General features: G+C 63.3%; 29 protein-coding genes. 6 read left to right on the plus strand and 23 right to left on the minus strand.

What is annotated here, in order from left to right; translation table 11 throughout:
• Positions 1-5 precede the first annotated feature (5 nt).
• The 3 genes from atpD to MGMSRV2_RS19085 all read left to right on the plus strand — a co-directional run bounded on the left by atpD (position 6) and on the right by MGMSRV2_RS19085 (position 2,846).
• Positions 6-1,430, plus strand: coding sequence for a F0F1 ATP synthase subunit beta (atpD, locus tag MGMSRV2_RS19075; RefSeq protein WP_024082023.1), 1,425 nt, complete (start codon positions 6-8; stop codon positions 1,428-1,430).
• Positions 1,431-1,507: 77 nt separating this feature from the next.
• A complete protein-coding gene (locus tag MGMSRV2_RS19080; RefSeq protein ID WP_024082024.1) occupies positions 1,508-1,909 on the plus strand; it encodes a F0F1 ATP synthase subunit epsilon in 402 nt (133 codons plus the stop codon).
• Positions 1,910-2,030: 121 nt separating this feature from the next.
• On the plus strand, positions 2,031-2,846 hold the full coding sequence (locus MGMSRV2_RS19085; RefSeq protein WP_041634859.1) for a ferritin-like domain-containing protein: 816 nt from the start codon (positions 2,031-2,033) through the stop codon (positions 2,844-2,846).
• Positions 2,847-2,942: 96 nt separating this feature from the next.
• Here the strand turns inward: MGMSRV2_RS19085 and MGMSRV2_RS19090 are convergent, their stop codons facing one another.
• The 4 genes from MGMSRV2_RS19090 to ftsE are packed head-to-tail and all read right to left on the minus strand — an operon-like array spanning position 2,943 to position 5,852.
• Positions 2,943-3,671: a lysophospholipid acyltransferase family protein gene (locus tag MGMSRV2_RS19090; RefSeq protein WP_024082026.1), complete on the minus strand. Its 729-nt coding sequence runs from the start codon at positions 3,669-3,671 to the stop codon at positions 2,943-2,945.
• Positions 3,668-4,276 carry a YdcF family protein gene (locus MGMSRV2_RS19095; RefSeq protein ID WP_024082027.1) on the minus strand — a complete coding sequence of 203 codons (609 nt, stop codon included), beginning with the start codon at positions 4,274-4,276 and terminating at the stop codon, positions 3,668-3,670. The genes MGMSRV2_RS19090 and MGMSRV2_RS19095 overlap by 4 nt, the downstream gene beginning before the upstream one ends.
• Positions 4,273-5,163, minus strand: a complete 891-nt coding sequence (locus MGMSRV2_RS19100; protein ID WP_024082028.1) for a cell division protein FtsX — start codon at positions 5,161-5,163, stop codon at positions 4,273-4,275. Before MGMSRV2_RS19100 ends, MGMSRV2_RS19095 begins: the two co-directional genes overlap by 4 nt.
• Entirely contained in the window at positions 5,163-5,852 is a 690-nt protein-coding gene (gene ftsE / locus MGMSRV2_RS19105) for a cell division ATP-binding protein FtsE (RefSeq protein ID WP_024082029.1), read from the minus strand. Before ftsE ends, MGMSRV2_RS19100 begins: the two co-directional genes overlap by 1 nt.
• 119 nt (positions 5,853-5,971) lie before the next feature.
• On the opposite strand from ftsE, the gene MGMSRV2_RS19110 reads away from it, so the two are divergent.
• Positions 5,972-6,865, plus strand: coding sequence for a DUF3426 domain-containing protein (locus MGMSRV2_RS19110; RefSeq protein ID WP_024082030.1), 894 nt, complete (start codon positions 5,972-5,974; stop codon positions 6,863-6,865).
• 4 nt (positions 6,866-6,869) lie between these two features.
• On the opposite strand, the gene MGMSRV2_RS19115 is transcribed toward MGMSRV2_RS19110, so the two are convergent.
• The 14 genes from MGMSRV2_RS19115 to dsrA all read right to left on the minus strand — a co-directional run bounded on the left by MGMSRV2_RS19115 (position 6,870) and on the right by dsrA (position 19,903).
• Positions 6,870-8,042, minus strand: coding sequence for a hypothetical protein (locus MGMSRV2_RS19115; RefSeq protein WP_024082031.1), 1,173 nt, complete (start codon positions 8,040-8,042; stop codon positions 6,870-6,872).
• A gap of 124 nt (positions 8,043-8,166) precedes the next feature.
• Positions 8,167-9,414 carry a GGDEF domain-containing response regulator gene (locus tag MGMSRV2_RS19120; protein WP_041633806.1) on the minus strand — a complete coding sequence of 416 codons (1,248 nt, stop codon included), beginning with the start codon at positions 9,412-9,414 and terminating at the stop codon, positions 8,167-8,169.
• Positions 9,415-9,497: 83 nt separating this feature from the next.
• Positions 9,498-10,688: an NrfD/PsrC family molybdoenzyme membrane anchor subunit gene (gene nrfD / locus MGMSRV2_RS19125; protein WP_024082033.1), complete on the minus strand. Its 1,191-nt coding sequence runs from the start codon at positions 10,686-10,688 to the stop codon at positions 9,498-9,500.
• A 2-nt stretch (positions 10,689-10,690) separates the two neighbouring features.
• Positions 10,691-11,422, minus strand: coding sequence for a sulfate reduction electron transfer complex DsrMKJOP subunit DsrO (dsrO, locus tag MGMSRV2_RS19130; RefSeq protein WP_024082034.1), 732 nt, complete (start codon positions 11,420-11,422; stop codon positions 10,691-10,693).
• Entirely contained in the window at positions 11,419-11,784 is a 366-nt protein-coding gene (locus MGMSRV2_RS19135; RefSeq protein ID WP_024082035.1) for a cytochrome c3 family protein, read from the minus strand. Before MGMSRV2_RS19135 ends, dsrO begins: the two co-directional genes overlap by 4 nt.
• A 2-nt stretch (positions 11,785-11,786) precedes the next feature.
• Positions 11,787-13,739, minus strand: a complete 1,953-nt coding sequence (locus tag MGMSRV2_RS19140) for an NAD(P)-binding protein (protein WP_024082036.1) — start codon at positions 13,737-13,739, stop codon at positions 11,787-11,789.
• Between the two features lie 26 nt (positions 13,740-13,765).
• A complete protein-coding gene (gene dsrK / locus MGMSRV2_RS19145) occupies positions 13,766-15,277 on the minus strand; it encodes a sulfate reduction electron transfer complex DsrMKJOP subunit DsrK (RefSeq protein ID WP_041633808.1) in 1,512 nt (503 codons plus the stop codon).
• A gap of 2 nt (positions 15,278-15,279) precedes the next feature.
• Complete coding sequence (locus MGMSRV2_RS19150; protein ID WP_024082038.1) at positions 15,280-16,008, minus strand: respiratory nitrate reductase subunit gamma; 729 nt, start codon at positions 16,006-16,008, stop codon at positions 15,280-15,282.
• Between the two features lie 104 nt (positions 16,009-16,112).
• Positions 16,113-16,445: a TusE/DsrC/DsvC family sulfur relay protein gene (locus tag MGMSRV2_RS19155; protein WP_024082039.1), complete on the minus strand. Its 333-nt coding sequence runs from the start codon at positions 16,443-16,445 to the stop codon at positions 16,113-16,115.
• Positions 16,446-16,470: 25 nt separating this feature from the next.
• The gene (gene tusB / locus MGMSRV2_RS19160) at positions 16,471-16,779 is read right to left on the minus strand and encodes a sulfurtransferase complex subunit TusB (protein ID WP_024082040.1); all 309 of its coding nucleotides are present in this window, start codon (positions 16,777-16,779) and stop codon (positions 16,471-16,473) included.
• A gap of 12 nt (positions 16,780-16,791) precedes the next feature.
• On the minus strand, positions 16,792-17,175 hold the full coding sequence (tusC, locus tag MGMSRV2_RS19165) for a sulfurtransferase complex subunit TusC (protein ID WP_144084345.1): 384 nt from the start codon (positions 17,173-17,175) through the stop codon (positions 16,792-16,794).
• 11 nt (positions 17,176-17,186) lie between these two features.
• The gene (gene tusD / locus MGMSRV2_RS19170; protein ID WP_024082042.1) at positions 17,187-17,546 is read right to left on the minus strand and encodes a sulfurtransferase complex subunit TusD; all 360 of its coding nucleotides are present in this window, start codon (positions 17,544-17,546) and stop codon (positions 17,187-17,189) included.
• 11 nt (positions 17,547-17,557) lie between these two features.
• Positions 17,558-18,628 carry a dissimilatory-type sulfite reductase subunit beta gene (dsrB, locus tag MGMSRV2_RS19175; RefSeq protein WP_024082043.1) on the minus strand — a complete coding sequence of 357 codons (1,071 nt, stop codon included), beginning with the start codon at positions 18,626-18,628 and terminating at the stop codon, positions 17,558-17,560.
• Positions 18,629-18,652: 24 nt separating this feature from the next.
• A complete protein-coding gene (dsrA, locus tag MGMSRV2_RS19180) occupies positions 18,653-19,903 on the minus strand; it encodes a dissimilatory-type sulfite reductase subunit alpha (protein ID WP_024082044.1) in 1,251 nt (416 codons plus the stop codon).
• A 413-nt stretch (positions 19,904-20,316) separates the two neighbouring features.
• Between dsrA and MGMSRV2_RS19185 the strand changes: the two genes are divergently transcribed.
• Together MGMSRV2_RS19185 and MGMSRV2_RS19190 are read left to right on the plus strand one after the other, a co-directional pair.
• A complete protein-coding gene (locus tag MGMSRV2_RS19185) occupies positions 20,317-21,186 on the plus strand; it encodes a TauD/TfdA family dioxygenase (RefSeq protein ID WP_024082045.1) in 870 nt (289 codons plus the stop codon).
• 9 nt (positions 21,187-21,195) lie between these two features.
• Positions 21,196-21,405, plus strand: a complete 210-nt coding sequence (locus MGMSRV2_RS19190; RefSeq protein WP_024082046.1) for a DUF6967 family protein — start codon at positions 21,196-21,198, stop codon at positions 21,403-21,405.
• 7 nt (positions 21,406-21,412) lie between these two features.
• Here the strand turns inward: MGMSRV2_RS19190 and MGMSRV2_RS19195 are convergent, their stop codons facing one another.
• The 5 genes from MGMSRV2_RS19195 to MGMSRV2_RS19215 all read right to left on the minus strand — a co-directional run bounded on the left by MGMSRV2_RS19195 (position 21,413) and on the right by MGMSRV2_RS19215 (position 26,146).
• Positions 21,413-21,958 (minus strand): hypothetical protein, encoded by a 546-nt coding sequence (locus MGMSRV2_RS19195; RefSeq protein WP_024082047.1) that lies wholly within the window; start codon positions 21,956-21,958, stop codon positions 21,413-21,415.
• Positions 21,959-22,043: 85 nt separating this feature from the next.
• On the minus strand, positions 22,044-24,506 hold the full coding sequence (locus MGMSRV2_RS19200) for a helicase-related protein (RefSeq protein ID WP_024082048.1): 2,463 nt from the start codon (positions 24,504-24,506) through the stop codon (positions 22,044-22,046).
• A gap of 4 nt (positions 24,507-24,510) precedes the next feature.
• Positions 24,511-25,041, minus strand: a complete 531-nt coding sequence (locus tag MGMSRV2_RS19205) for a 6-carboxytetrahydropterin synthase (RefSeq protein WP_024082049.1) — start codon at positions 25,039-25,041, stop codon at positions 24,511-24,513.
• A gap of 4 nt (positions 25,042-25,045) precedes the next feature.
• The gene (queE, locus tag MGMSRV2_RS19210; protein WP_024082050.1) at positions 25,046-25,678 is read right to left on the minus strand and encodes a 7-carboxy-7-deazaguanine synthase; all 633 of its coding nucleotides are present in this window, start codon (positions 25,676-25,678) and stop codon (positions 25,046-25,048) included.
• A gap of 126 nt (positions 25,679-25,804) precedes the next feature.
• On the minus strand, positions 25,805-26,146 hold the full coding sequence (locus tag MGMSRV2_RS19215) for a hypothetical protein (protein ID WP_024082051.1): 342 nt from the start codon (positions 26,144-26,146) through the stop codon (positions 25,805-25,807).
• Between the last annotated feature and the right edge of the window lie 12 nt (positions 26,147-26,158).

Below are 26,158 nucleotides of genomic sequence, written 5' to 3' on the forward strand. Positions count from 1 at the left end.
TCACAATGGCTAACACTAACGTCGGCACGATCACCCAGGTTTTGGGCGCCGTCGTGGACGTGCGCTTCGAGGGCCAGCTGCCGGCCATCCTGAACGCGCTTCACACCACCAACAATGGTAACCTGCTGGTTCTGGAAGTGGCCCAGCATCTGGGCGAAAACACCGTCCGCGCCATCGCCATGGACTCGACCGACGGCATGGTCCGCGGTCAGGAAGTGACCGATACCGGTTCGGCCATCCAGATGCCGGTCGGCCCCGAGACCCTGGGCCGTATCCTGAACGTCATCGGCGATCCCATCGACGAGCGCGGTCCGGTCGGCAACACCCAGACCCGTCCGATCCATGCCGAGGCCCCGGCCTTCATCGATCAGTCGACCGATGCGGAAATCCTGGTCACCGGCATCAAGGTCATCGACCTGCTGGCGCCCTACCTGAAGGGCGGCAAGATCGGCCTGTTCGGCGGCGCCGGCGTCGGCAAGACCGTGACCATCATGGAACTGATCAACAACGTCGCCAAGGCGCACGGTGGTGTGTCGGTGTTCGCCGGTGTCGGCGAGCGTACCCGTGAAGGTAACGATCTCTATCACGAAATGATGGAATCGGGCGTCATCAAGATCGATGGCCCGGGCTCGAAGGTGGCCCTGGTCTATGGTCAGATGAACGAACCGCCGGGCGCCCGCGCTCGCGTCGCCCTGTCGGGTCTGACCGTCGCTGAATACTTCCGCGATGAAGAAGGCCAGGACGTTCTGTTCTTCGTCGACAACATCTTCCGCTTCACCCAGGCCGGTTCCGAAGTGTCCGCGCTGTTGGGCCGCATCCCGTCGGCCGTGGGTTATCAGCCCACCCTGGCCACCGATATGGGCGCCCTGCAGGAACGCATCACCTCGACCAAGAAGGGTTCGATCACCTCGGTGCAGGCCATTTACGTGCCGGCCGACGATCTGACCGATCCGGCCCCGGCCGCGTCGTTCGCCCACTTGGATGCCACCACCGTGTTGTCGCGTTCCATCGCTGAAATGGCCATTTTCCCGGCCGTCGATCCGCTGGACTCGACCTCGCGCGCGCTCGATCCCCGCATCGTCGGTGAAGAGCATTACGGTGTTGCCCGTGAAGTGCAGCGTATCTTGCAGACCTACAAGTCGCTGCAGGACATCATTGCCATCTTGGGCATGGACGAACTGTCGGAAGAAGACAAGCTGGTTGTGACCCGCGCGCGTAAGATCCAGCGCTTCCTGTCGCAGCCGTTCCACGTGGCCGAAGTGTTCACCGGTTCGCCCGGCAAGCTGGTGGCCATCGAAGAGACCGTCAAGTCGTTCAAGGCCATCTGCGCCGGTGAATACGATCATCTGCCGGAAGCCGCCTTCTACATGGTTGGCGGTATCGAGGAAGTGATCGAGAAGGCCAAGAAGCTGGCCGCCGACGCTGCGTAAGTAACGGGATCAGGCAGTCCCGCCCGCTTGCGGGACTGCCGCCCGATCCTCGGGTTCAAGCGTAAGGAACACGGCGCATGGCCGAGAAGATCAAGTTCGAACTGGTGTCGCCGGCTAAGCTGTTGATCAGCGAATCCGTCGACATGGTTGTGGTTCCCGGCTCCGAAGGTGATTTCGGTGCCCTGGCGCTGCACGCCCCCATGATCACCACCGTCCGTCCGGGCGTGATCAACGTCCATAACGATGGCAAGATCGGCAATCGCATCTTCGTTGCCGGCGGCTTCGCCGAGGTGAACGAAGAACGCGTGACCGTGCTGGCGGAGGAAGCCATTCCGGTGGCCGACATCACCGCCGACATGGCTTCTGCCCGCTTGCAAGACGCGCGCGAAGCCATCGCCGACGCCAAGACCGACGCCGAAAAGGCTGCGGCCGATCAGCGGATGCTGATTGCTACCGCCCTTCAGGCGGCCATCCATTAAGGATGGAGATATTATTGGAAAAAGGCCGGCCATTGCGCCGGCCTTTTTTCGTTTTGACCTTGAAACGCAACGCGGTTGTAACACAATGTCCGCCGAGCACAGTCAGCAGTGGATCGACAAGATGACGCATTGGACCCCAGAGGACATCCCGTGGGCTGATTTTGACGGCAGCAAGCTGTCCCCCGATATTCTGATGGTGGTCAAGGCCGCTTCCATGGTCGAGCGCAATGCCGGCGATTACACCGAATATCTGGGCCGCATCTTCACCAATGATCCCGCTTTCAAGCAATTGGCGGTGCAATGGCGCAAGGAAGAGGTCCAGCATGGCGACGTGCTGGGCCGTTACGCTGAATTGGCCGATCCGGATTTCAACTTCGCCCAGCGCTTCAAGCGCTTCACCGATGGCTACAAGGTCCCGATCGAGCTGGATTCCTCGGTTCGCGGTTCGCAGACCGGTGAATTGCTGGCCCGCTGCATCGTCGAGACCGGCACCTCGTCGTTTTACAGCGCCCTGCGCGACGCCACCGACGAACCGGTGTTGAAGGCCATCTGTCATCGCATCGCCGGCGACGAGTTCCGCCACTACAAGTGGTTCTACGATTACATGAAGCGGTACATGGATGCCGAAGGGGTGGGTATCTTCCGCCGCGCCCTGGTCGCCATCGGTCGTATCAAGGAAACCGACGACGACGAATTGGCTTTCGCCTATCACGCCGCCAACGAGCCGGCGGACATGGTCTACGACCGGCTGCGCTGCAACCGTGCCTATGCGGCACGGGCCTATGGCTTCTATCAGCCCAAGCACACCGAGCGGGCGGTCAACATGATCTTGAAGGTCATCGGCCTTGATCCCCAAGGCTGGCTGGGAAGTGCGGCCAAAAGCTTCGCCTGGAAAAAGATGCGCTCGCGCGCCGAGGCGATGAAGGCGGCGGCGTAACTTCCATTGCGGGCTCCCGCCCTGGTTGCGGCTGGAGGCTTACGCCTCCAGACCCCCCTTGTTTGTCAAAACGGGGACCGGGGATAGCCCCGGATATTACCCCAAAGACGGCCAGGTCTGTCGCGCCTCGGCGGCCAGGGCATCGCTGGCGGTTTCGATCTGGCGTTGCAACTCGGCCATGAAGGCCTTGCGGTCCATGCCGGGGGCAATGGGGTCGAGGAAATGAATGGTGGCGACGCCCGGCCGTTTGCCGAAGCTGCCGCGCCCCCAGAACAGGCCGGTGTTCAAGGCCGCCGGCACGCAGGGGATGTTGAGGCCGGAATAGATCATGGCGATGCCGGTATGGTAATCGGGCGGGGCGCCCACCGGCTGGCGATGGCCTTCGGGGAAGATCAGCACCGGGCGGCCCTGTTCCACCGCGCTGGCGGCGCCCTTGACCATTTCCTTCAGCGCCTTGGTGCCGGCGGCACGGTCGATGGCGATCACCCCGGTCTTGGCCAGATACCAGCCGAAGAACGGGATCTTCAGTAATTCCTGTTTCAGGATCACCGCCGGCTCGCCGAGGATCAGGCGAAAGGCGAAAGTTTCCAGCGTCGATTGATGCTTGGACGCCACCAGTACCGGCCCCTGGGGCACGGTGCCGCGCACCTGCCAGGACAGGCCGCAGATCAGGCGCAACAACAGGAAGGTGCCGCGGACCCAGAAGGTGGCCGCCATGCCCACCAGCCGGTTCGGCCCCGCCAGCAGCGGCAGATACAAGGTGCCCAGGGTGATGGTCCAAAGTTGGAACAGGACGAAGAAGACGGCGGAACGGAAAGCGGTCACGGTGCGGCCTTTCTCGGCAGGAACCAATGGCGGATGATCGCTGCCAAATACTTCGAATACTCGGTGGCAAGCAAGGCCGCTGTGCCGGGCCAGCGCCACCATTCGCGACTTTTCACCTGATCGGGAAAAACCGGATGGGCGATCAGGGTGATTTCGGGCAGGGCGTGGCGAAACTCGGCCAGGGCGCGCGGCATGTGATAGGCGCCGGTGACGATGCGCAAGGATCGGAGATTGTGCTCGGTCGCCCAAAGTGCGGTCTCGATGGCGTTGCCGACGGTGTCGTCGGCGGCATAGCCCAGCACCACCGCGTCCTTCAGTCCGGCATGGCCGCGCCCTAGTTGAATGATTTCGGCCAGATCGACGCCCTTGTAGACCCCGGAAATGAACAGGCGCTGCGACAGTCCGGCTTCCAGCAAATCCAGGCCGGTGGTCAGGCGCTCGCGCCCGCCGGTGAGGACGACGATGGCGTCGGTATGGCTGGTTTCGTCATCGACGGCGCGCGGCACTTCATCGACGAACCACAGGAAGCCACCCGACCACAAGGCCGCCAGTGCCACCAGGACGGCGCCCAGGCGATGGACGCGGCGCGGGTGGCGCGATCTCATGGCATACGGGCCAAGGTGGCATGCACCGCCAGCCGGGCGGTCAGCATGGCCAGACCGGCGGCGATCACCGGCAGCATGGCGATCATCACCCAGCCGGTCACCGGCAGCGACAAGGAAGGCAGAAAGCCGCCTTCGATGCGTCGCGCCGCCCAACCGATGGCGGTCAAGGACGGAACCGCCAGGGCCAGCCCGATCACGCCGCCGGAAAAGCCCAGGGCGAACGAGCGGTCGGCGAACTGACGGGCGATATAATCGTCATGGGCGCCGATCAGGTGCAGCACCTCGATGACGCCGCGATGCACCGCCATGGAGGTACGGGTGGCGTAGATGACGGTGGCCGAGGTGACGCAGCCGATCAGCACCAGGATGGCGATGGCCACCCATTCGGTGGTGCGCGACAGGTTGATCAGCCGCGACAGCCAGATCCGGTGATCGTCCAAGGTGGCGCCGGGGACGGAGCGGGCCAGACGGTCGGCCAGTTCCAGCAATTCCAGATTGGCATCGGGGTCGATGGTGACGTCGATCAGACGCGGCAACGGCAGATCCTTGACCACGTCGGTATTGCCCAGCCAGGGTTCCAGCAAGGCGAGGATCTGCTTTTTGTCGAGCGCGCGGGCGGCCAGCACGCCTTGGGTGCGGCGCATCAGTTCGACCGCCTGACGCACCCGTTCGTCGGTCAGGGCCTCGCCGGCTTCACCCGGGACCGGCTGCACCTGCACGGTCAGCGTCCCCGATACGTCGTGGTCCCATGAATGCACCAGACCATTGAGGACGAAGACGCCGGCCAGCGACACCGCCGACAGATAGACCATCAGCGCCACCAGCCAAGGCAGGAAGCGGCTGGTGGCGTCGCCCTTCAGCGGCAGATCGGAATGGCGGCCCAGCATTATTCAGCCCCCACCACCGTGCCGCGCTCGATGTGCAGACGCGGATATTGCGAAAAACGGTCGACCAGCGACTGGTTGTGGGTAGCGATCAGCACCGTGGTGCCCAGGCGATTCAGTTCCTCGAACAGATGCAGCAACCGCATGGCGATGTGATCGTCCACATTGCCGGTGGGCTCGTCGGCCAGCAGCAGATCAGGGCGACCGATGACGGCGCGGGCAATGGCGACACGCTGCTTTTGCCCACCCGACAAGGTCGGCGGCTTGGCATTGATCTGTTCCGACAGGCCGACCCAGTTCAACAATTCGGGCACGTGCTTGCGCACTTCCGATTCCTTGACCCCGCGCACACGCAAGGGCAGGGCGACGTTGTCCATGGCCGACAGGTGGTCGAGCAGGCGGAAATCCTGGAACACCACGCCGACGCGGCGCCGGAGCGCCGGCAATTCATAGCGCTTGGTCAGGGCGATGTCCTTGTCGAACAGCACCACGCGGCCACGGGTGGGGCGCAAGCCCAGATACATCAGACGCATCAGCGACGACTTGCCCGCCCCCGACGATCCGGTGAGGAAGTGAAACGACCCTGACGGCAAGGCGAAGGTGACGTCACGCAAGACTTCCGGCCCCAGGCCATAGCGCAGGCCGACGCTGTCAAAGCGGATGATGTTTTCGCCACGGCGATTGTTGCGCAATTTTGCCTCTCCAGACGCGCCGAAGGATGACACGTGGCATCCTTGTTCGTCCAGCGCGCTTGTGTTGGCGCTGTCTTATGCCTATAACCGAGTAACGATTCCGAAGGCTTGCACAATCCATGCTCATCGGCTGTCCCGCTTGCGCCACCAATTTCTCGGTCCCCGACAAGGCTTTGCAGCCCAAGGGCCGCATGCTGAAATGCGCCAAATGCGGCCATAAATGGTTCCAGGCGCCGGTGGTCGACGATTATGTCGCCCCCAGCCCGCCGCCCAGCTTTTCGTTCGCGCCCGAACCCGAGCCGGTGGCCAAGCCCAGCTTCGACTTCAATCCCGTGCGCAATCCCGATCCCGATCTGGAATTCGAGGCGCCGCCGCGGCCATCCGCGGGCGCCAGTTCGCGTCGCGACCTCGATCTGGATATGGATCTGGGCGAGGCCCCTGACGTGCCCACCCTCAACATCCGCAGCGCCAGCGACGGCGGTCGCCCCATGGACGTGGATTTGGACGGGCTGGAACCGCAGCCCATCCCCGAGATGTTCGCCAACAAGGAAAGCCGTAAAAAAGGCACCGGCGGGTTGTGGCTGCTGCTGATCCTGCTGCTGTTGGGCGGCTTGGGCGGCGCCGGCTATGTGTTCCAGGACCGGCTGGTGGGCTATGTGCCCATGGCCCACGAAATCCTGAGCGAGGCCGGCTTGCGGCGGGAAAAGGCCGGGGCCGGGCTGGAACTGCGCCATGCCGGCGCGCCCGAACGCTTCGTCCATAACGACACCGAAGTGCTGATCGTGCGCGGCATCATCGCCAATATTTCCGACCGTCAGCGACCGGTACCGACCATGAAGCTGGTGCTGCTGGACAAGACCAAGAGCCCGGTGCAGGAAAAGCTGCAACAACCGCCGGTGACCCAGCTTGATCCCGGCGGCACCTCCAGCTTCCGCATCGTGCTGGAACGGCCCGATCCCAATGCGGTCGAGGTCAACGTCCTGTTCGTCGATCCGGCGGAAGCGGGGAAATAGGCTTTCAAGCCTTGCTTTTTCCCTTACCCTTGTCCGGCACCTTGTCGAGGGCGTCGAGCATGGCGCCACGCTGGCTTTCGTCGGTGGTGACCGTCTCCAAGGTGCTGTCCAACCAGCTTTCGATGGTCCGTTTCATTTCTTCATGGGTGCCGGACAGCGGCTGTTCCTTGGCGATGCGTTGAGCCATGCCCTCGACCACCCAATTCTGGCACTGCGCCCCCAGCACCTGACGATAGCGGGCCGGTCCGAAAGTGCCGTAGACGGTGAACAGGTACAGGGTGAACTTGCGGATATCGTCGCCCAGCACCGGCATCAAAATCTTCAGCGCCGCCGGGCTGGTGGCGGCCACCAGCGATACCGCCTTGCGCATTTCGGCGGTGTCGTAGCCGGGAAACAGCGCCGCCATGCGCATCTTCTGGCAGACGTTCCATAAGACTTCGGCGTTGATGTTGTCGGACGCGGCGCTCATCAACCGGTGGGCGTCGGACAAAAGCAGCGGCAGCTTGCCATCGACCAGGGCGTTTTCGGTGGTCTGCTCGGACAGCAATTGCACCTTCAGCGGATCGCGGTATTCCAACAGCTTTTCACCCAACGAGGTGACCAGTTGCGGCGACAGGTTGGAATAGGCCGGGATCAGCGGCACCTGCCATTCATAACGCAGCAGATCGCGCATGGCGGCGTAAAGCTTGTCGCCGGCACTGGGCTGAGGCTTGCGCGTCACCGGGCGGGGCGGTTCGGCCAAGCCGACCAAAACGCCAAGCGCGCGCCAGAAACCGATGTCGGGCTGGCGCAGCGGGGCGAATTTTTTCGCCTTCAGCCGTTGCTTGAAATAGCGCCGGGCGCAGGCGCGCACCACCAGGGCGATGCCTTCCGCCAAGGTGCGACCGCACCACAAGGCGTCGGTGTCGCTTTGCGGCATGGTTCGGGTCGGCGTGGTGATGATGTCCTTGAACAATTCCGGCTGCGCCCGCAGCACCCGAAACGCCTGCTCCAGCAAGATGGGGTCGGCCATGACGTGGTCATAGACCTTCTCCACCGGCACCAGGGTCAGGGCCGGCATGGCATCCTTAAGCACCATGGCGACCTCGCGCCGCAGCAAACCGCGGATGGTTTCCACCGGCTGGGCTGGCGGAATAAGGGGCGGCAACGGGGCTAGGGCGGGGGCAACGGCACTCATGATCATGGTCCACAAAAAGCGGGGGGCATAATCAAGATGAACCGATGATAAATGAAATGCAACAAATGGTGTTGTTGATAAAATAAAACAACAACTAAAGATAATTTGAGTAAAATTGTCCGGATCAGTCCAGCCAGCAAACCCGGTTGCGGCCTTCCTGTTTAGCCCGATAAAGCTGCTGGTCGGCTTCGGCGATCATGCCGTCCAGCCCCAATTGGACATTGCTCGACACGCCGATGCTGGCACTCAGCGTGATCGGCTGGCCGTTGAAATCCAGGTTCAGATCACTGATACGGCTGCGCAGTCGTTCAAAATACGCGTCGCGGCTTTCACCGGCGAGATTGAAGGCGAGCACGCAGAATTCCTCGCCGCCGAAACGGGCGACCAGATCGGTTTGCCGGCATTCCGCCACCAGCAGGCGGGCGACGGTGGCCAGGGCGGTGTCGCCGGTCTCGTGCCCGTGACTGTCATTGATGGATTTGAAATGGTCCAGATCGATCAGCGCCACCGCTACCTCGGCCTGACCGCGTTGGGCGGCGGCTAAAAGCGGCTGGGCGCGCTCGAAGAACGAACGGCGGTTGGGGATGCCGGTCAGGTAATCGGTGGTCGCCGCTGCCTTCAGCGCATCCACCTGTTCCATCAGGTCAACGTTCATGGCGATGCGGCAAAAGAATTCCTCGCGCAGGAACGGTTTGTTCAAAAAGTCATTGGCGCCGCTTTTGATGAACTTGGCCGACAGCGTGCTTGACCCTGAAGACGACACCCCGATCACCGCCACCTGATCGCGGCGCCAGGTCTTGCGGATATTCTTGATCAGTTGAAAGCCGTCCATCACCGGCATGTGATAATCGGTGATGACCAGCCGGATGTTGTCGGTATCGGCCAGACGCTGCAAGGCCTGTTCGCCATTGGTGGCCTCGACCACCTGGAACTGATAAAGCGCCAGCAGATCGGCGATGTATTTGCGTGCGGTGGTGGCGTCGTCCACCACCATGGCCCGGATCGAGCGGTTGTGGTCCAGCCGGTGTACCAGCGAGGTCAGATAGTCCAGGCTGCTGGGATCGTCCTTGACCACATAATCGATGACCCGTTTGGAGAGGACGCGGTCGCGGGTATCCTCGGAATAATTACCGGTGAACACCACCGAGGGCACGCCGAAGGAAATGGCCAGATCGACCACCTCGCCCTCGGGGCCGTCGGGCAGGAACAAATCCAACAGCGCCATGAAGATTTCGTCGCGGCGGGTTTCCAGCACGACACGCGCCTCGGCGATCGAGGCGGCGCCGATCACCGAAAAGCCGGCGGAGCGCAGCTTGGAACTGAGAACCGACAGGAAAAACTTGGAATCATCGACGACAAGAATGGTGGTCATGCTGCGCCCGGCACCTTTCCCCTGTCCCTCGCATACACCCGCCATGACCTTAGCACAGCACTATGCACAGGGTAAGGGGGGGCTTATTCCCTTGCTTCCGTCGCTCCCAGTTCGGCCGGCAGGATGCGAAACGCACTGATGCCGACGATGGTGATGACCAAAGCCAGGGCACAGCCGCCGAGGCCCAGCAGGATTTCGGCCAAGGTGGGGGCATAGGCGGCCACCTGACCGTCCATGAAGCTGGACGACACCTCCATGCCGGGGAACAGGCCGAGCGGAAAGGCTTGACCGCCGATGAGGATGACATAGACCTGGGCCATCCCGCCGGCCACCACCATCAGGGAGGCGAAGCGGATATGGCAGCGGGTCGCTTGCTGTCGAAACAGCAGGGCCATGGGGACGATGCCGCCCAGCAGAACCTGACCGCCCCAGAACAAAATGGTGTAGATGCCGCCGTTCATCAGAATGAAGGCTTCCACCGGTCCGCGATCAGCCATGTAGAGCGCGGTGCCGTGCTGCAACGCGACGAAATACAGATTGGCGGCGGCGAACAGGGCCAGCAACTTGCCCATACGGCGTAAAAGGTCGAGGGACAGCGACCGTTCCAGCGCCGTGGCGGAGCCCAGCAGGAAGAGGATGAATAAGGCCAAGCCGAAGGCGAAGGACATGGCGATGAACAATGGCGCCATCACCGCCGAATTATAGGCGTCGCGCGCCAGCAGAAAGCCGAAGATGGAGCCGGTACCGGTGGTCAGCACCAGTCGCCAGACAAAGGCGGTAATCGCGGCGGGCTTGTAGGCCCGCTTCATCTTCCAATCCAGCATGGTCCACAGATAAACCCCGACCACGGCGAAGAAGCCGGAATAGAGGATGACGTTCCAGGCGAAGATGGATTTGAAGTTGAAATGGGTCATGGCGACGATCAGCCGGTCGGGCCGGCCCAGATCAAGCACCAGAACCCCCAGGCCGCCAGCCAGCAGGGCCATGGCCAGCAAAGCCGACAACCGCCCCAGTGGCTGGTAGGGCTCGCGCCCGAACACCGAGCCGATGGAGGCCACGTTCAAGGCGCCCGAGGCGGCGACGATCAGGAAGATGGCGAAGACGTGTGGCATGCCCCACACCACCTGATTGGTCATGCCGGTGACGTGGTGGCCCTGGTGTTCCATGTACAACACCGCCGCCCCGGCCAGGGCGACGATCACGGCCAAGCCCGCCATCAGCATCAGCCAGCCCGGGGTCCAGGCGCGAACGGACAGATAGTCGATGCGCTTCATGGTTAAATCCCCTGATAGCGGATGGCCGGGTCCAGGCCGAGATCGGCGCGGATGCGGCTGCTGGCTTCCTTGGACAGGCGCCGCGAGATCTCGGAATTGGGATCGTTGAGATCGCCGAAGATCATGGCGGCGCGGCCCGTGTCGGCACAGGCCTCGACGCAAGCGGGCCGACCGCCGGCATCGATGCGGTGGACGCACAACGTGCAGCCCTCGACACAGCCCTTACCGCGTGGGTTATGGGCCTTCTGCTTGCTCTGGTCTTCGTGGGCGAAGGACCGCGCCTTGTAGGGGCAGGCCATCATGCAATAGCGGCAGCCGATGCAGATGTGACGATCGACCAAAACGATACCGTCGGCCCGCTTCATGCTGGCCCCCGTGGGGCAGACATCGACGCAAGGCGGCTTGGCGCAATGCTGGCACATCACCGGCAGCGAATGCTGATGCCCGGTCTTGGGGTCTTTGACGTCGACCTTGCGGATGTACTGGGCATCGGTGGCCGGGCGGTCGAGGGCGGGCAGGCCCATCTCGGTCTTGCAGGCATCGACGCAGGCGGTACAACCGGAATCGCATTTGCTGGTGTCGATCAACAGGCCCCAGCGATTGACGGCGCTGGCGGGAATGCCGGCGGGGCGGGCCTGAACAGCGGGGGCGATCAGGGTCAGGCCGGGGGCGATGGCGACCGCCCCCAGGGCTGCGCCCTTCAACAGATCGCGGCGGCTGGGTGCTTGGGTCATGGCTTTCCCTCGCCCGGAGTGGTGGCGTGGCAGGTGAAGCAATCCATGCTGACCGCCGCATAGTCATGGCACGAGGCACAGAACTGACCGGGGGCGTTGACCGGTACGGCCTTGCCGTCCTTATGCACAGCGTGACAGGACACGCATTCCTTCAGGCTGTGCTTGGCCCCCCTTATCCCCTCACGCATGGTGTCGTCGCGCTGATGCTTCAGGAAGTCGAAGTGGTGCCGGCGCATGGTGCCGGCATCCTCGACGCATTGCCCTTGCGCCTTGGGGAATTGGGGACCGGCTTCCGCCGCCCAGGCACCCTGCCACTGCATCAGCACCAGCAGCAGGGCCAGCATGACCGCCCGCATGCCCATGCCTATTCCCCCAAGCCCATCTGGATGAAGCCGGTGGGGCAGACATCGGCGCAGATGTGGCAGCCGATGCACTTGGAATAATCGGTCTCGACATAGCGCCCGGTGGTGCGCTCGTTCTTGGCCACCCGGCTGACGGCGGTTTGCGGGCAGAACACCACGCAATTATCGCATTCGAAGCACAGGCCGCAGGACATACAGCGCTTGGCCTCGTCCACCGCCTGCTTTTCGTCCAAGGGCAGCAGGCGTTCGGTGAAATTGCCGATCACCTCGTCGGCGCCGATATGGATTTCCTGGCGGTGGCGGCGCGGATTGTGGGTGAAATGGCCCAGGAACAAGTCTTCATGGGTGATGATGTCGTTGGCGCCGCGATCTTCATAATTATGCACGGCGAATTTGGCATCCGAGGTGCCGCGCGTGGGCTGGCCGTCATATTCCGCCGGCGACAGATTGGTCTCGCGCAGCTTGTTCAACAGCTTCCAGTGATGCACGTCGACCTTGGGCCGCTTGCTGATCTCGCCGGTCTCCAGGAACTCGGCGATGGAGGCGGCGGCGATGCGGCCATGGCCGATGGCGGTGGTCAACAGATGCGGACGGACCACGTCGCCGCCGACGAAATGCTTGGGCCGACCGGGGATGCGCATGGTCTTGTCGGCATTGATGAAGCCGTTGCCGTTATCCAGTTCGGGCAGGCCTTCCAGATCGCCCTTCTGGCCGATGGCGGCGACGATCAGATCGGCCTCGATGATGAATTCGGTGCCGGCCTGGGGCTCGGGCACCATGCCGTTCATGGTGCACTTGCACATTTTCAGGCCGATGGCGCGGCCATCGGCGCCTTTCAGCACTTCCAGCGGCATGACGCCGCCTTTGATGTCGATGCCTTCGCGCTTGGCGTCGTCGACCTCGCGCTGGGCCGCCATCATCTTTTCCACCGGGAACAGGCTGGTGAGCGTCGTTTCACAGCCTTCGCGCTTGGCGGCGCTGGCGACGTCGTGGGCGGCCTCGCCGAAGATCACGTGTTCGATGCGATCCTGGGCCGAGACTTCCTTGATGTGGCCCAGGCGGCGGGCGACCGAGGCGACGTCGATGGAGGTATCGCCACCGCCGACGACGATGATGCGACCGGTGACCGCTTGCAGGCGACCCTCGTTGAAGGCCTTGAGGAAGGCGATGCCCGACACGCAATTGGGCGTGCCTTCCCAGCCCGGCACCGGCAGGCCACGGCCCTTATGGGTGCCGACCCCCCAGAACACCGCGTCGAATTGTTCTTCCAACTGGGCGATGGTGATGTCGCGGCCGACACGGGTGTCGGTCTTGACGGTGACGCCCATGTCGATGATGCGCTTGCATTCGGAATCCAGCACATCACGCGGCACGCGATAGCCGGGGATGCCGTAGCGCATGAAGCCGCCCAACTCGGCATTGGCCTCGAACAAGGTGACGGCGATGCCGCGCTTGCGCAATTGATAGGCCGCCGACAGGCCGGCGGGGCCGCCGCCGATGACGGCCACGTGCTTGCCGGTTTCCACCGCCGGGGCGGCGAAGCCCGCCGCGTTTTGGATGGCCCAGTCGCCGATGAAATGCTCGACCGAATTGATGCCGATGTGTTCCTCGACCATGTTGCGATTGCAGCCCTGCTCGCACGGCGCCGGGCAAACGCGGCCCATGATCGAGGGGAAGGGGTTGGCCTCGGTCATGCGGGCGAAGGCGTATTGCTGCCAAGACTGATCGGCGGCTGGCTTTTCCATGCCGCGGACGATGTCGAGCCAGCCGCGAATGTCATGCCCCGACGGGCACGAGCCCGAGCACGGCGGCGTGCGCAGCACATAGGTGGGGCATTTGTGCGACCAGCTCGCCTGGAAGATGGCGTCGGTCCACTGCGGATATTCGGTGGCGCCATCCTTGTAGCGGCGGAAGTTCTTGCCTTCGGTGATCGCCTTGGCGGTGGTTTTGGCCATGAACCCTCTCCCTGAAACTGATTTTTTCAGTCGTTGTTGCCCAAGATGATGGCGTTGCTCACCAATTGGTGAACCGACACCACCATCTCGCGGTCGAATCCGTATGTGGGCAGCACCTTGGTGAACTGCGCCTTGCAAATGGCGCAGATCGCCGCCATGTGGGTGACACCCTCGCGCTTGGCCACATCGGTCAGCGCTTCCATGCGGGGCGCGGCGCCCTTGATGCGCAAATCCATCAATTCGTCGGTCAACAGACCGCCGCCGCCGCCGCAGCAAAAGGTTTTCTCGTGCGTGGTGTCGGGGTGCATGTCGACGAATTTCGGCACGCAGGCCTTGATCACCTCGCGCGGGATGACGAACTGGCCGCCCTCGAAATCACCCATGCGGCTGGCACGCGCCACGTTGCACGAATCGTGGAAGGTCAGGACCATGCCGTCATTGCCCGACTTGTCCAGCTTGATGCCGCCGCGCTTGATCAGGTCGTAGGTGAATTCCAAGATATGCTGCGGCGCCGGATAGCGCGGATCGAGGAAGTCCATGGGACCGATCAAGGTGTTGAGGAAGGAATAGGCGACGCGCCAGGCGTGGCCGCATTCGCCGAAGACGATGCGTTTGACGCCCAGTTCCAAGGCCGCCTCGCGGATGCGCATGGCGACCTTGCGCATCTGCTCGTAATTGCCGATGAACAGGGCGAAATTGGCGGCCTCGGTCGCCTTGGTCGACACCGTCCACGAGGTGCCGGCAGCGTGGAACACCTTGGCATAGCCCATCAGACCCAGGACATGCGGCTCGGCGAAGTAATCCGCCGACGGCGTCACCAGCAGGATCTCGGCGCCCGCTTCGTCCACCGGCATGCGGATATCCAGGCCGGTTTCGTCCTTCAGGTCTTCTTCCAGGCCTTCCAGATTGTCGATCAGCGCTGGTCCCGGCAGGCCCAGATTGTTGCCGATCTTATGGACCTTGCCCAAAATCTCGTTGGCGTATTTATGGCCCAGGCCGATGTTGTCCATGATGTCGCGCGCCGCCATGGACACCTCGGCGGTGTCGATGCCGTAGGGGCAGAACACCGAACAGCGGCGGCATTGCGAACATTGATGGAAATAGTTGAACCACTCGTCCAGCACGTCCTTGGTGAACTCGCGCGCGCCCACCAGCTTGCCCAGGCCCACCGAACCCAACGCCTTGCCGGCAGGGGTGAAATAGCGGCGATAGACCGAGCGGAACAGATCCTGGCGCGCCACCGGCATGTTCTTGGGGTCGTTGGTGCCGATGAAATAATGGCATTTGTCGGTGCAGGCGCCGCATTTGACGCAGATGTCCATGAACACCTGCAACGATTTGTACTTGCCCAACAATTCGCCCATGCGGGCGATGCCCTTCTCCTGCCAGTCGGGGACCAACTCGCCGGGAAAGCCCAGGGGCTCGTTATGGACAGCAGTGGCCACATAGGGCTTGGACGCGGCCATGGCGCCCGGCTTCAGGCAGGGCATGGCGCGTTCGCCCGGATCGCCCATGGGGGGGATTTCGATATCGGCCATGGTCAAGTCCTCTCGCGTTCAAGGTCGGCGGCCCAGGGCGCCAGATGGCGGCGCTCGCGCGGGTCGTCGGCCTGATTGCGGGTGGGGCTGAAGAAAATGCCCGGCGCATGCAAAAGCTTCGAGAACGGGAACACCAGCATCAGGGCCGCCACCAGCAGCAGATGCAGGCCCAGGATGGGGTCGGCGGGCAGCGGCCGCAGCTCGAACACCATAAGGCCGGTGAAGAACGCCTTGACGGCGATGATGTCTGTATGGGCGACCATCTTCATCATCATGCCGCTGGCACCGATGGCCAGCAGCAGCACCAGCATGGCGTAATCGGACGGGCCGCTGATATAGGCGATGCGGGCAACGATGATGCGGCGGACCAGCAGCGCCGCCAGACCGGCGATCATGGCCATGCCGCCATAGATGCCGAAGGGCTGCAACAGGGCGACCGGCAGCCACACCGGGTCCTGGAAATAACGCAGGTGGCGGATCAGCACCAGGGCCAGGCCCAGATGGAAGACCATGGCGAAAATCCACAACGGCTTGTTGGCCTTGAACAGGCTTTCGAACAAGGCGACCTCGCGCCCCACCCGAAAAGCCGCGCCCGAGCGGGTCAAGGGCGCCGGGGTGGTGGGGATCTTCAGCGGCGCCGGGACGCGGGCGTATTGGGCGATTTTCAGCCCCACACCCACCACCAGCACGGCGAAGGCCGCATAGTACAGAACGGCGAAAAAGGTCGTCACGTCACCCTCGTGTCAGCCTGCGGACAAGCGTCACCTTTCGCCCCCGAAACGGGGCGGGAAAAGAGCCCCCGCCGAAGCGGGGGCAGCATCGGGTCATTAAAATATCAGACGCAACCGGTCGGCTTGGGCAGGCCGGCGATCTTGCACGCCTGCTTGCCGGGGCCATAGGGGAACAACTCGTACAGATACTTGTTGTTGCCCTTGTCGGGCCCCATCTTCTTGGCGATGGCCTTGGTCAGTACGCGCACCGCCGGAGCGATCTGGTACTCGGCATAATATTCGCGCAGGAAGTTGACGACTTCCCAGTGCTCGGGGGACATGTCGATGCCCTCGTCCTTGGCGACCAGGCCGGCCAGTTCCTCGTTCCAGTCGTTGATGTTGACCAGAAAACCTTCTTCGTCGGCCTCAATGGTCTTGCCATTCACTTCGTAAGCCATCTGTGTTCACTCCCTCTTTTTGTTATCAAAGCCATGAATGGATGGTGGAATTTTCCGCCGCCAGATCGACGAAGCCATCATAGTCGATGACGGTGATGCCGCTGGCCACCTTGGCCGGGTCGAGCCCGCGCGCCTTGAGGTCGGGCCCCAGCACGAACAGCTTCACGCTTTGCCCGGCATCGGCCAGCTTGGCGGCGAAGGCGTTGCCGGAAAGCGCGGCCATCACCGCGTCTTCGATCAACAGCACGCTGTCGCTGGCCTGGGCATGGCCCAGACAGGCTTGCAGGGCCGAGCGTTCGAACGGCGATTTGTTGACGGTGTGCAAAGTGCTCATTGTCGTTCCCCCCTACGCCGTCAACACCACGTCCATGCCGGCCATCAGTGCGCCCATTTCGGCGCGGCTGATGACTTCGACCGGGACCAGCAGATCATCCTCGGTCAGGCCGCGTTCTTCCAGGCTTTCGCGTTCGACGAACAGCTTTTCGATGTCGTAGCCTTCCAGGGCCCGGTAAGTGGGCGAGAAGTTCTTCATGCCCAGTTCCTTGGTGTCCTGGCCCTTCTTGATCTGGTAGATGCCGTCATCCAGGAACGCGATGTGCACATCCTGGTCGAAAGCCGCCGAGATCAGCACCATTTCCAGCACTTCCAGCGCATAGATGGTGCCATAGGGGGCCTTGCGGTTGACGAACATGAACTTCTTGACCACGCCGCCTTCGTATTCTTCTTCCATGTCTTCCCCCATCAATCGCCGAAGGTGACCATACGGTCGGCCTGGATGCCGGCCTCGATCAGTTGCCCCAGCCCGGAAATACGGAAACCGGGGGCCAAGCTGTCCTCGACGATGCCGCGGCGCAGGCCGGCGGCGACGCAGACCACCAGATCGACCTTGTGATCCTCGGCCAGCTTCTGCCAGTTCTTGATCACGTTGCGGTCGTCCGACGGCGGCTCCGAATGCTTGGTCGCATTCAGGACGCCGTCGTAATAGAAGAACACGCGGTAAATCTCGTGCCCCTTGTCGAGCGCCGCTTTGGCGAAGCGATAAGCGCTGTCGGACGCCTGATGGTTATACGGTCCCTCATTGACCAGAATGCCGAACTTCATACCCCATTCCCCTAGAAGTGCAGATGGGCCGAGGTGTTCAGATTGGCGCGGCCACCGCGCCAATTGTCCACGTGGTACTTGGTGAACGGCAGTTCGGTCAGTTCGAAGAACCGCGGCCAGCCGATACGTTCGATCCACTCACCCATGCGTTCCCACGCCCGGGCATCGGCCTTGTAGGCATAAAGGATCTTGCGCACCACTTCCGACGCTTCCGGCCAACGGGGTGCGTTGTTGGGAATGCCGGCGGCGACCAGCTTGTGGAACATGGGCTTGGAGCGGGTGGACGAATGCTTGCCGCCGACCCAGATGGCGATCTTGGAATTGACCGGATCGTTGATCTGCATGGGCGGGCAGGGCGGATAGCAGGCGCCGCAGCACACGCACTTCTTTTCGTCCACTTCCAAGCTGGGCTTGCCATTGACCAGGGCCGGACGGATGGCCGCCACCGGGCAGCGGGCGATGACGGCGGGGCGTTCGCACACGCCGGCCACCAGCTCGTGATTGATCACCGGCGGCTTGGTGTGCTGGACGTTGATGGCGATGTCACCCTGGCCGCCGCAATTGATCTGGCAGCAGCTGGTGGTGATCTTGACGCGGTTGGGCATGTCCTCGTTCTTGAACTCGTCCACCAACTGGTCCATCAGCGCCTTGACCACGCCCGAGGCATCGGTGCCGGGGATGTCGCAATGCAGCCAGCCCTGGGTGTGGCTGATGAAGCCGACCGAGTTGCCGGTGCCGCCCACCGGGAAGCCGGCGGCTTCCAGACGGTCGATCAGCGGCTGGACGTTTTCTTCCTTCGGCGTCATGAACTCGACCGCCGAACGGATGGTGAAACGGATGTAGCCGTCGCAGAACTCGTCGGCGATGTCGGCCAGCTTGCGGATGGTATAGACGTCCATCTGCCGCTGGGTGCCGGCCTTCACCGTGTACATGGCCTCGCCCGATTGGGACACGTGGCGCAGCACGCCCGGACGCGGCCGGTCGTGCCAGGCCCATTGGCCGTAATTCTTGCGCAACACCGGGTGCATGAATTGCGTGCTCTCGGGCACGCCGCTTTCGATGGGACGGCGCAGTTCGCTCATGGTCGAAATCTCCCTTTATCTTGCTTATTCGGCCGCGTTGGTCTTGCGCTCGTTCCACTTGCGCGCTTCCTCGTCCCAGCCGTCGGTGCGGACATAGGAATTGGTGCGCGGCTGGGCGATCATGTTGACGTCCAGCTCCAGGCCGATGCCTTCCAGATAATTGACCACGCCGATGCGTTCGATCATCTCGCCGGTGCGCTCGTGTTCCAGGGCGTTTTCGGCGAAGAAGTCCAGCATGTTGTGGGCCATCTCCAGCAGGCGTTCATAATCCTCGTCGGTTTCCAGCTTCATGAAGGGCACCAGCACCGAGCCCATCAGATCGCCGATCTTCAGCGTGCGCTTGCCGCCGACCAGGATGGCGATACCGCGATCCTTGCCCGGCTTCAGCGCCTTGGTGCAGACATTGATGCAATGCATGCAGCGCACGCACGACTTGTTGTCGATGTCCAAGGTGTCGTCGTCATTGAGCGCCAGCGCCTGGCTGGGGCACATGCGGATGACCTGATTGATGAATTCCTTGCGGCCCAGCTGGGCGACCTTGGCCTTCACCTCGTCCTGATTGACCTGCATGTCGTCGCGCCAGGTGCCGATGATGGCCACGTCGGCGCGTTGCGTCGCGTTGGCGCAGTCATTGGCGCAGCCCGAGAACTTGAACTTCATCTTATAGGGCAGGCTGGGACGATGGATGTCGTCGGTGAAGTCGTTGATGATGGTGCGATGGGCCTTCAGCGTGTCGTAGCACGATTGCTCGCACCGCGCCGGGCCGATGCACGAGGCAGCGGTGCGCACGCCGGCGCCGGCGCCGCCCATGTCGAAGCCCAGCTCGTTGATCTTGTCCCAGGCCTGCTGCACCTGCTCGGTACGGCAGCCCTGCATCATGATGTCGCCCGATTGACCGTGCAGGGCGATCAGGCCGGAACCATGTTCGGACCAGATGTCGCACAGATCGCGCAAGGTCTTGGTGTCATAGAAGAAGCCCGGTGCCGGCATGATGCGCAGCGTATGGAATTCCGACGATTCCGGGTGCTTGTCGGCCACTTCGGAAAAGCGCGGGATGACGCCGGCGCCATAGCCGAACACGCCGACCGTGCCGCCCTTCCAATAGCCCTTGCGGGTTTCGTAGCTGAGTTCCAGCTGACCCAGCAGGCTTTTCATGTAATCGGCATAGGGCTTGCCCTCGTCCGTGGCCAGCCGCTTCAGCCCGGTCACGAAGCTCGGCCACGGACCGCTTTCCAGCTGGTCCAGCAGCGGCGTCTCCGGCATCTTCTTCGACATCGTCCTTGATCTCCCTGACCGTCATTATTGAAGGGCCGCGTCCAGCGACAACCGCCGGGCGCACGCGTCCCCCTACGCCACCCACGCCGGCATCGTGCCGGCACGGGCGTGGTTCCCTCTCTTCTCTTCGCATCCAGGAAGCTTTTCGCCTGCCTTGGAGCCGTCCCCGTTGGGCGCTTTTTTATCGGTTCCTGCCTGCCCATGATGGTGGCGGCGGACCATTCGCCCTTGTTACATTAATGGATCATAATATTATGGACTTGTTTGATCCAAGCGGATTCTTTTAGCAAAATTGAAAAACGTCGGCGGGAGTTTTTAATGCGCGTGATTCGCAAGTGGCCCTATGGGGTAAGTCGCTGGAATCCCGTTATTTGCTGCAAGCGCGAGGATTATTGTGCGATGCGAGAAAAGGCATGAGCGGCAATCCCTTCGCCCTCGACGATGCTTCCGCTTATGGCCGCTGGCGTGATCGGAAACTGACGGACAAGCCAAAAGCGCTCACCGATCTGGTGGTCGAGGTGGGCGATATGGCGGCATTGAGCCCTGCGGAACACGCTGCGCTGGGTGATCGTCTGCGTCGTGCCAACATGGTGATCTATGCCGAAACCAAGCCCGTCCCAGGGCGGGACGACAAACAGGCGCTGGCCGCCTTGGGCCGCGCCTTCGGGCTGGTGTCGCTGGACCGCAATCATCTGGCCGACGATGACGGCATCACGCCCTTGGCGGTGGCCGCCGACGGCCCGCGCAGCCGCTATATCCCTTATACCGAACGGCCCATCGCCTGGCATACCGACGGCTATTACAACCGACCGCAAGCCCGCGTGCGCGGTCTGATCCTGCATTGTGTCCGCCCGGCCGCGGCGGGCGGCGAAAATCGGCTGATGGACCCGGAGCTTTTGTATATCGCGCTACGCGAGCGAGACCCGGCACTGATCGCGGCGTTGAACCGCCCCGATGCCATGACCATTCCCGGTAACGAGGACGAGGGTATGACCCGCCCGGCGATGACCGGGCCGGTGTTCTTTGTCGAGGACGGGCGGCTGGGCATGCGCTATACGGCGCGGACCCGGTCGGTGGAATGGCACCCCGAAGCCGCCGCCGCCGCCCAGGTTATCCGCGATATCCTTGAAAGCGGCGCCGAATTGTTCACCGGCCTGTTGCAGCCGGGTTGGGGATTGCTGTGCAACAACGTGCTGCACACGCGCGAACGCTTCACCGATGATCCGGCGCAGCCCCGTTTGCTGTACCGTGCCCGTTATCACGACGCCATCAGCGGCGTTTAGGAGAAGTCGATGTCCGAGGAAACCATCACCCCCCTGGCCGAGATCGAAGCGCCGTGGAGCCGGCATTTATCCTTGAGCGCGGTCGATCATGACAGCGGCCTGCGCATGCTACGGCTGCGCATCAAGGAGGGACGGGCACGCTTCACCATCATCGATCTGGATGAAAAGACGGCGCGCGAACTGGCCTCGCATCTTCAAGACTGGGCCAAGACGGAATAAGGAGGAATCAGCGCTGGAACGGGGCCAGCGAGCCGCGTACCCGATCCAGCGCTTGGCGCATTTCCGCCTGGAAACGTTGCGAGGTTTCCTGGGCGTATTGCGCCTGTTGCGCCGGCATCTGCCGCAGCAATTGTTCGGTTGCCGCCTGGGTGCCGGCGATGCCGGCTTCGACCGCGTCGACCACGTCGTTGGCTTGCTTGATCTGGGTGTGGGCGGCCCCGGCCAGCACCTGGGCATCAACGGCGGCCAGCAGGTGGCCCAGGCCGGTGACGGCGTTCTTCAACTGGGCGCCGGCTGATGACACGGCGATGGCGGCGCCTTGCTGCACGGCGTTGTCGTTCAACTGCCGCACGGCGGCGATCATGGTTTGCAGTTGCTGGGTGATGTCGCCGGTCTGATTGCTGTCTTGCGGCTGGCGGCGGTCGCGGGCGCCGCCGGACTGTTCCGTCATGCGGGCGGAATCAGCGCTCACCTCGTCCGAAGCCGCCAATGCGGCGGATTCCGAACCGGGAGACAACGAACTCAGGAACGTGGCGATTCTGCCGATTCCCATGAGTGACACCTCAAAGCAACGCCCTTTGGGCGCAATCAGGCACCTACCTGAACCGAGCCAGCATACCCCTCTTTATCGCCGGTTTTCAATGTTTAGGCGCATGCCGCTCCCGCAGTATGGCGAAAGGCGAGGAATCCTGGGTCTTGATCGGTTTGGGCCGGGGCTTGGTGTGGCCTCGGCGCGGCATTTGCCAGCCTTGATCGCCCTGGCGCCAGCCCAGGACGGTCAAGGCTTGGTGTACCATGTCCGCCTTGGCCGCCAGCATGGTCGCCAGCGGTGGCGGCAGGGCGAAGCCGTCGGGATGGGTGCGGGCCAGGGCGCGCAATTGGGCGGTGAAGCGTTCCAGCATATCGACGCGGACCGCCAGCCCGTCCAGGCAGCGATAGCCCAGGGCGGTCAGATAGGCCGGGGGCAGGGTGCCCACCGCTAGACTGACCTGGCCATTGGGCAGCCAGGGCGGCAGGGGCTGGTCCGCATGGGCCGCCCATAATTGTGCCCGCAGCATTTGGGCATGGGTTTTCAGCAGCGCCGGGATGAACACGCTTTCCAGTCCCAGGCGGATGTCTTGGGCCGCCAGGATGCGGCGGTCGGTTTCGGTCAAGGTCGCCACCTGGGCCTCCGCCTCGGCCCGTGATGTCGAGCCCAGACCCTCGGCCAGTTGATGCAGCAAGCCGCGACCTGCGCCTGATAATTCAGCCGGTGGGGTCAACAGCGGGGCGAAAACCGGGGCGATGGCGGTGATGACGAATTGATTCAGTCGCCTTTGCACGCGTTCGCGCTGGGCCGGCTCCAGCAGATCGGTGGGCAGTAATTCCGCCTGTGGCGACAGGCGGTCATGACCGGTCGCCAGCCGCGCCACCGCCTGCCCATCCCACAGCACGTGGCCGTGGCGGTCCAGCGCGAAGGATTGATCGTCGTCCGCCACCAGCCGCGCCACCCGGGCGGCCATTTCCGGTTTCAGCGAGCGGGCGGCGGCGGCCAGCACCGCCTTGGCCGCCACCGCGCCCTCGGCGCTGTCGGCGGCGAAGCGGAAGCCGTCGAGATGACCGACAAACTGGCCTTCCACCAGCACCTCGCCCGATTTGGCCACGGCGCCGAGCAAATGGGCGTCGTCGCGCATGGCGCGCACCAGCACCGAGGTGCGGCGGTCGACGAAACGCTGGGTCAGGCAATGGTGCAGGGCGTCGGACAGCTTGTCCTCGATCACCCGGGTTTTTTCTTGCCAATGGGCGGGATCGGTCACCCAATCGGCGCGATGGGAAACATAGGTCCAGGTGCGCACATGGGCGATACGGGCCAAAAGCGTGTCCATCTCGCCGTCGCTGCGGTCCAGTCGGGCCACGTGATTGGCCAGCCAATCGGTGGGCAACCGCCGCCCCGGTCCGCACAGATGGCGGAAAATCTGGCCCAGCAGCCGGGTGTGGTTGTCGGCCATCACCTTGCGGAAGTCGGGCACCTGACAGACGTCCCATAACAGCTTGACCCGCTCGGGATGGGTGGTCAGCGCCTTGATCCCGTCATCGGCGGCCAGGATGGTCAGGGCTTGCTGGTCATCGGCCTCGCGCGCACGGATCAGGCCCTTGGCCTCGGGGGCGCGGTCCAGGCTGGCCAGCAGGGCTTCGGTGCTGGTGAAGCGCAGATCGGCATTGCGCCACGACAACGCCGCAAGCGGCTGAAATTTGTGGTTTTCCACCGCCTCGACCACATCCGCATCGATGCCGGCGATATCGGCGGTGGTGCCGAAGGTGCCGTCGTTCATGTGGCGGCCGGCGCGCCCGGCGATCTGGGCGATCTCGGTGGCGGCCAGCGGGCGCGGGCTGCGTCCGTCGAACTTGCGCAGGCCGGCGAAGGCCACATGGTCCACATCCATGTTGAGCCCCATGCCGATGGCATCGGTGGCGACGATGTAATCCACCTCGCCCGCCTGATAAAGCCCGATCTGGGCGTTGCGGGTGCGGGGACTGAGCGCGCCCAATACCACCGCCGCGCCGCCCCGTTGCCGCCGCACATATTCGGCCATGGCATAGACTTCCGACGCCGAAAAGGCGACCACGGCGGAGCGGGGCGGCAGCCGGTTCAGCTTTTTCGCCCCGGCATAGGTCAGTGATGACAGGCGCGGGCGGGAGGAATATTCCACCCCCGGCACCAGCCGGCGCATCAGCGGCTTGATGGTTTCGGCCCCCAGGAACACGGTTTCCTCGGTCCCACGGGCATTGAGCAGGCGGTCGGTGAAGATGTGGCCGCGTTCCGGGTCGGCGCACAGCTGAATTTCGTCCACCGCCAAAAAGGCGACACGGCGGTCCAGCGGCATGGATTCGACGGTACAGACGAACCAGCGGGGATGGGCGGGGATGATCTTTTCCTCGCCGGTGATCAGGGCCACCTGCGCCACGCCCTTGGCCTTGACGATGCGGTCGTAATTTTCCCGCGCTAGCAGGCGCAGGGGAAAGCCGATCATGCCCGAGGCATGGCCGAGCATGCGGTCGATGGCAAAATGGGTCTTGCCGGTATTGGTCGGCCCGAGGACGGCCAGCACCCGCCCCGCCATGGCCCTATTCCCCGTATTCGGCGGCGCAGTTGGGGGTCTCGAACACGCGGACCAGCAGCAGCCGGGCGGCACCACCGGAACGCTGTTTTACCGGTTCGGCCAGTTTGACGAACCAGTGCCGGGCCAGGCATTCGGCGGTGGGCTGGAACGGCACCACCGTCAGCTTGGTCATCAGCTGGGTCCTGGTGGTGGTGGCCTCGCCCTTTTCCCGCACCTGGGCTTCCAGATCGGCCAGCCATTCCGCCGTGTCGTTGCCCGTGGGGGCGAACATGGTCAGCAGCTCCACATCGGCCAGGGCGGCGATGAAGCCATGATCGCACGGCTCGTCGATGGCCTTCAGCATCTCTTCCTTGAGAAAGCCGAAATCCAGGACCATGTCGGTCTGTTCGCCGTCATGGTGCAGGTCGACGGCTTCGCACACCGCTTCGATGCCATACCGGTGGCCGTGCACGTGCCGGCACTTGGACCCGTGGGTCATGATGCGGTGGCCGGCATCGATCTCGATGCGGCGGGAAATGCGGTAGGGCGCGGACATGTGGTTACGGAATTCCCAAAATCTTGTGAGTCTGCAAACTGAGCCGCCAGCGCGGATGGGTCAAGCAATAGGCGACGCAGGCCTGAAGATGGGCGGCTTGGGCGGCGGAATCACCAGGGACGTCCTTGGGTTGAAGAAAATAATGCCGAAACGGCATTTTCTCGAACCGTGTCGGATCGATGCCGTCTTGCGGCCATACCAGCTTGATTTCGTCGCCGGCGACGGTTTCCAAGTCCTGCCCGGCCTTGGGGCTGACGCAGACCCAGTCGATGCCGGGCGGCAAACTGATGGTGCCGTTGGTTTCCACCGCGATTTCCAGGCCCCAGAAGTGCAACGCCTGGATCAGCGCTTCGTCCAGTTGCAGGCCGGGTTCGCCGCCGGTGATCACCACCAGGGGCTGACCGCCGCCGCCCTTGGGCCACAAAGCGGCGACGGCGCCGGCTAGAGCGTCCGCGTCGGCATATTTGTCGCCGCCGACGAAATCGGTGTCGCAGAACGGGCATTGGGCGGTGGCGCGGTCGGCCTCGCGCCCACTCCACAGATTGCAGCCGGCGAAACGCAGGAAAATCGCGGCACGCCCCGCCTGCCCGCCTTCGCCCTGCAAGGTGTAGAATAGTTCCTTGACCTTATAGGCCATGGCGTGACTCCAAAGTCCTTTTTACCAAGCCCGAGCGGCGGCGTTTGGAGTCGGAGACGTGTGCTCCGCACACAGCCGCCCGTCCCGGGCGCGCCAAGGGCAAACACTGACATGGCTGAGGCCATGTCAGTGATCGCTGCCGTGCAAAATCGCGCCGGTCGGCCCGACATCATAATTCTGGCCATCGACGGTCAGGGTGACGGCATGGGGGAAGACGGCGCGGATCAGGCCCTTGCGTTCCAAGGCCACCCACACCGCCGGATTGGTCAGGCCGGAGGCGTCCTTGGTCATCGCCACCTTGTTGCCCACGTGGAAGTGGTTGCCGTGCGGACGCGGCAGGGTGGTCAACAGCTTGTCGCCATTATCTTGGACTTGCGAGGTTTCCGGGTAACGGGCCAGTTCCTGGAACAAAACCAGGGTCTTCAGCTGCAACGGGTTGAGCTTGAGCGGGTTGACTTTCGGCGGCATCTCGGGCTCTCC

Source organism: Magnetospirillum gryphiswaldense MSR-1 v2, from assembly GCF_000513295.1.
GTDB lineage: Bacteria > Pseudomonadota > Alphaproteobacteria > Rhodospirillales > Magnetospirillaceae > Magnetospirillum > Magnetospirillum gryphiswaldense.

What these genes read in the sequence shown, in the direction of transcription:
- atpD (WP_024082023.1), top strand. Translation starts at nt 6, where the DNA reads ATGGCTAACACTAACGTCGGCACGATCACCCAGGTTTTGGGCGCCGTC.
- MGMSRV2_RS19080 (WP_024082024.1), top strand. Translation starts at nt 1,508, where the DNA reads ATGGCCGAGAAGATCAAGTTCGAACTGGTGTCGCCGGCTAAGCTGTTG.
- MGMSRV2_RS19085 (WP_041634859.1), top strand. Translation starts at nt 2,031, where the DNA reads ATGACGCATTGGACCCCAGAGGACATCCCGTGGGCTGATTTTGACGGC.
- MGMSRV2_RS19095 (WP_024082027.1), bottom strand. Translation starts at nt 4,276, where the DNA reads ATGAGATCGCGCCACCCGCGCCGCGTCCATCGCCTGGGCGCCGTCCTG.
- MGMSRV2_RS19100 (WP_024082028.1), bottom strand. Translation starts at nt 5,163, where the DNA reads ATGCTGGGCCGCCATTCCGATCTGCCGCTGAAGGGCGACGCCACCAGC.
- MGMSRV2_RS19110 (WP_024082030.1), top strand. Translation starts at nt 5,972, where the DNA reads ATGCTCATCGGCTGTCCCGCTTGCGCCACCAATTTCTCGGTCCCCGAC.
- MGMSRV2_RS19115 (WP_024082031.1), bottom strand. Translation starts at nt 8,042, where the DNA reads ATGAGTGCCGTTGCCCCCGCCCTAGCCCCGTTGCCGCCCCTTATTCCG.
- MGMSRV2_RS19120 (WP_041633806.1), bottom strand. Translation starts at nt 9,414, where the DNA reads ATGACCACCATTCTTGTCGTCGATGATTCCAAGTTTTTCCTGTCGGTT.
- nrfD (WP_024082033.1), bottom strand. Translation starts at nt 10,688, where the DNA reads ATGAAGCGCATCGACTATCTGTCCGTTCGCGCCTGGACCCCGGGCTGG.
- dsrO (WP_024082034.1), bottom strand. Translation starts at nt 11,422, where the DNA reads ATGACCCAAGCACCCAGCCGCCGCGATCTGTTGAAGGGCGCAGCCCTG.
- MGMSRV2_RS19135 (WP_024082035.1), bottom strand. Translation starts at nt 11,784, where the DNA reads ATGGGCATGCGGGCGGTCATGCTGGCCCTGCTGCTGGTGCTGATGCAG.
- MGMSRV2_RS19140 (WP_024082036.1), bottom strand. Translation starts at nt 13,739, where the DNA reads ATGGCCAAAACCACCGCCAAGGCGATCACCGAAGGCAAGAACTTCCGC.
- dsrK (WP_041633808.1), bottom strand. Translation starts at nt 15,277, where the DNA reads ATGGCCGATATCGAAATCCCCCCCATGGGCGATCCGGGCGAACGCGCC.
- MGMSRV2_RS19155 (WP_024082039.1), bottom strand. Translation starts at nt 16,445, where the DNA reads ATGGCTTACGAAGTGAATGGCAAGACCATTGAGGCCGACGAAGAAGGT.
- tusB (WP_024082040.1), bottom strand. Translation starts at nt 16,779, where the DNA reads ATGAGCACTTTGCACACCGTCAACAAATCGCCGTTCGAACGCTCGGCC.
- tusC (WP_144084345.1), bottom strand. Translation starts at nt 17,175, where the DNA reads ATGGAAGAAGAATACGAAGGCGGCGTGGTCAAGAAGTTCATGTTCGTC.
- tusD (WP_024082042.1), bottom strand. Translation starts at nt 17,546, where the DNA reads ATGAAGTTCGGCATTCTGGTCAATGAGGGACCGTATAACCATCAGGCG.
- dsrB (WP_024082043.1), bottom strand. Translation starts at nt 18,628, where the DNA reads ATGAGCGAACTGCGCCGTCCCATCGAAAGCGGCGTGCCCGAGAGCACG.
- dsrA (WP_024082044.1), bottom strand. Translation starts at nt 19,903, where the DNA reads ATGTCGAAGAAGATGCCGGAGACGCCGCTGCTGGACCAGCTGGAAAGC.
- MGMSRV2_RS19185 (WP_024082045.1), top strand. Translation starts at nt 20,317, where the DNA reads ATGAGCGGCAATCCCTTCGCCCTCGACGATGCTTCCGCTTATGGCCGC.
- MGMSRV2_RS19190 (WP_024082046.1), top strand. Translation starts at nt 21,196, where the DNA reads ATGTCCGAGGAAACCATCACCCCCCTGGCCGAGATCGAAGCGCCGTGG.
- MGMSRV2_RS19195 (WP_024082047.1), bottom strand. Translation starts at nt 21,958, where the DNA reads ATGGGAATCGGCAGAATCGCCACGTTCCTGAGTTCGTTGTCTCCCGGT.
- MGMSRV2_RS19200 (WP_024082048.1), bottom strand. Translation starts at nt 24,506, where the DNA reads ATGGCGGGGCGGGTGCTGGCCGTCCTCGGGCCGACCAATACCGGCAAG.
- MGMSRV2_RS19205 (WP_024082049.1), bottom strand. Translation starts at nt 25,041, where the DNA reads ATGTCCGCGCCCTACCGCATTTCCCGCCGCATCGAGATCGATGCCGGC.
- queE (WP_024082050.1), bottom strand. Translation starts at nt 25,678, where the DNA reads ATGGCCTATAAGGTCAAGGAACTATTCTACACCTTGCAGGGCGAAGGC.
- MGMSRV2_RS19215 (WP_024082051.1), bottom strand. Translation starts at nt 26,146, where the DNA reads ATGCCGCCGAAAGTCAACCCGCTCAAGCTCAACCCGTTGCAGCTGAAG.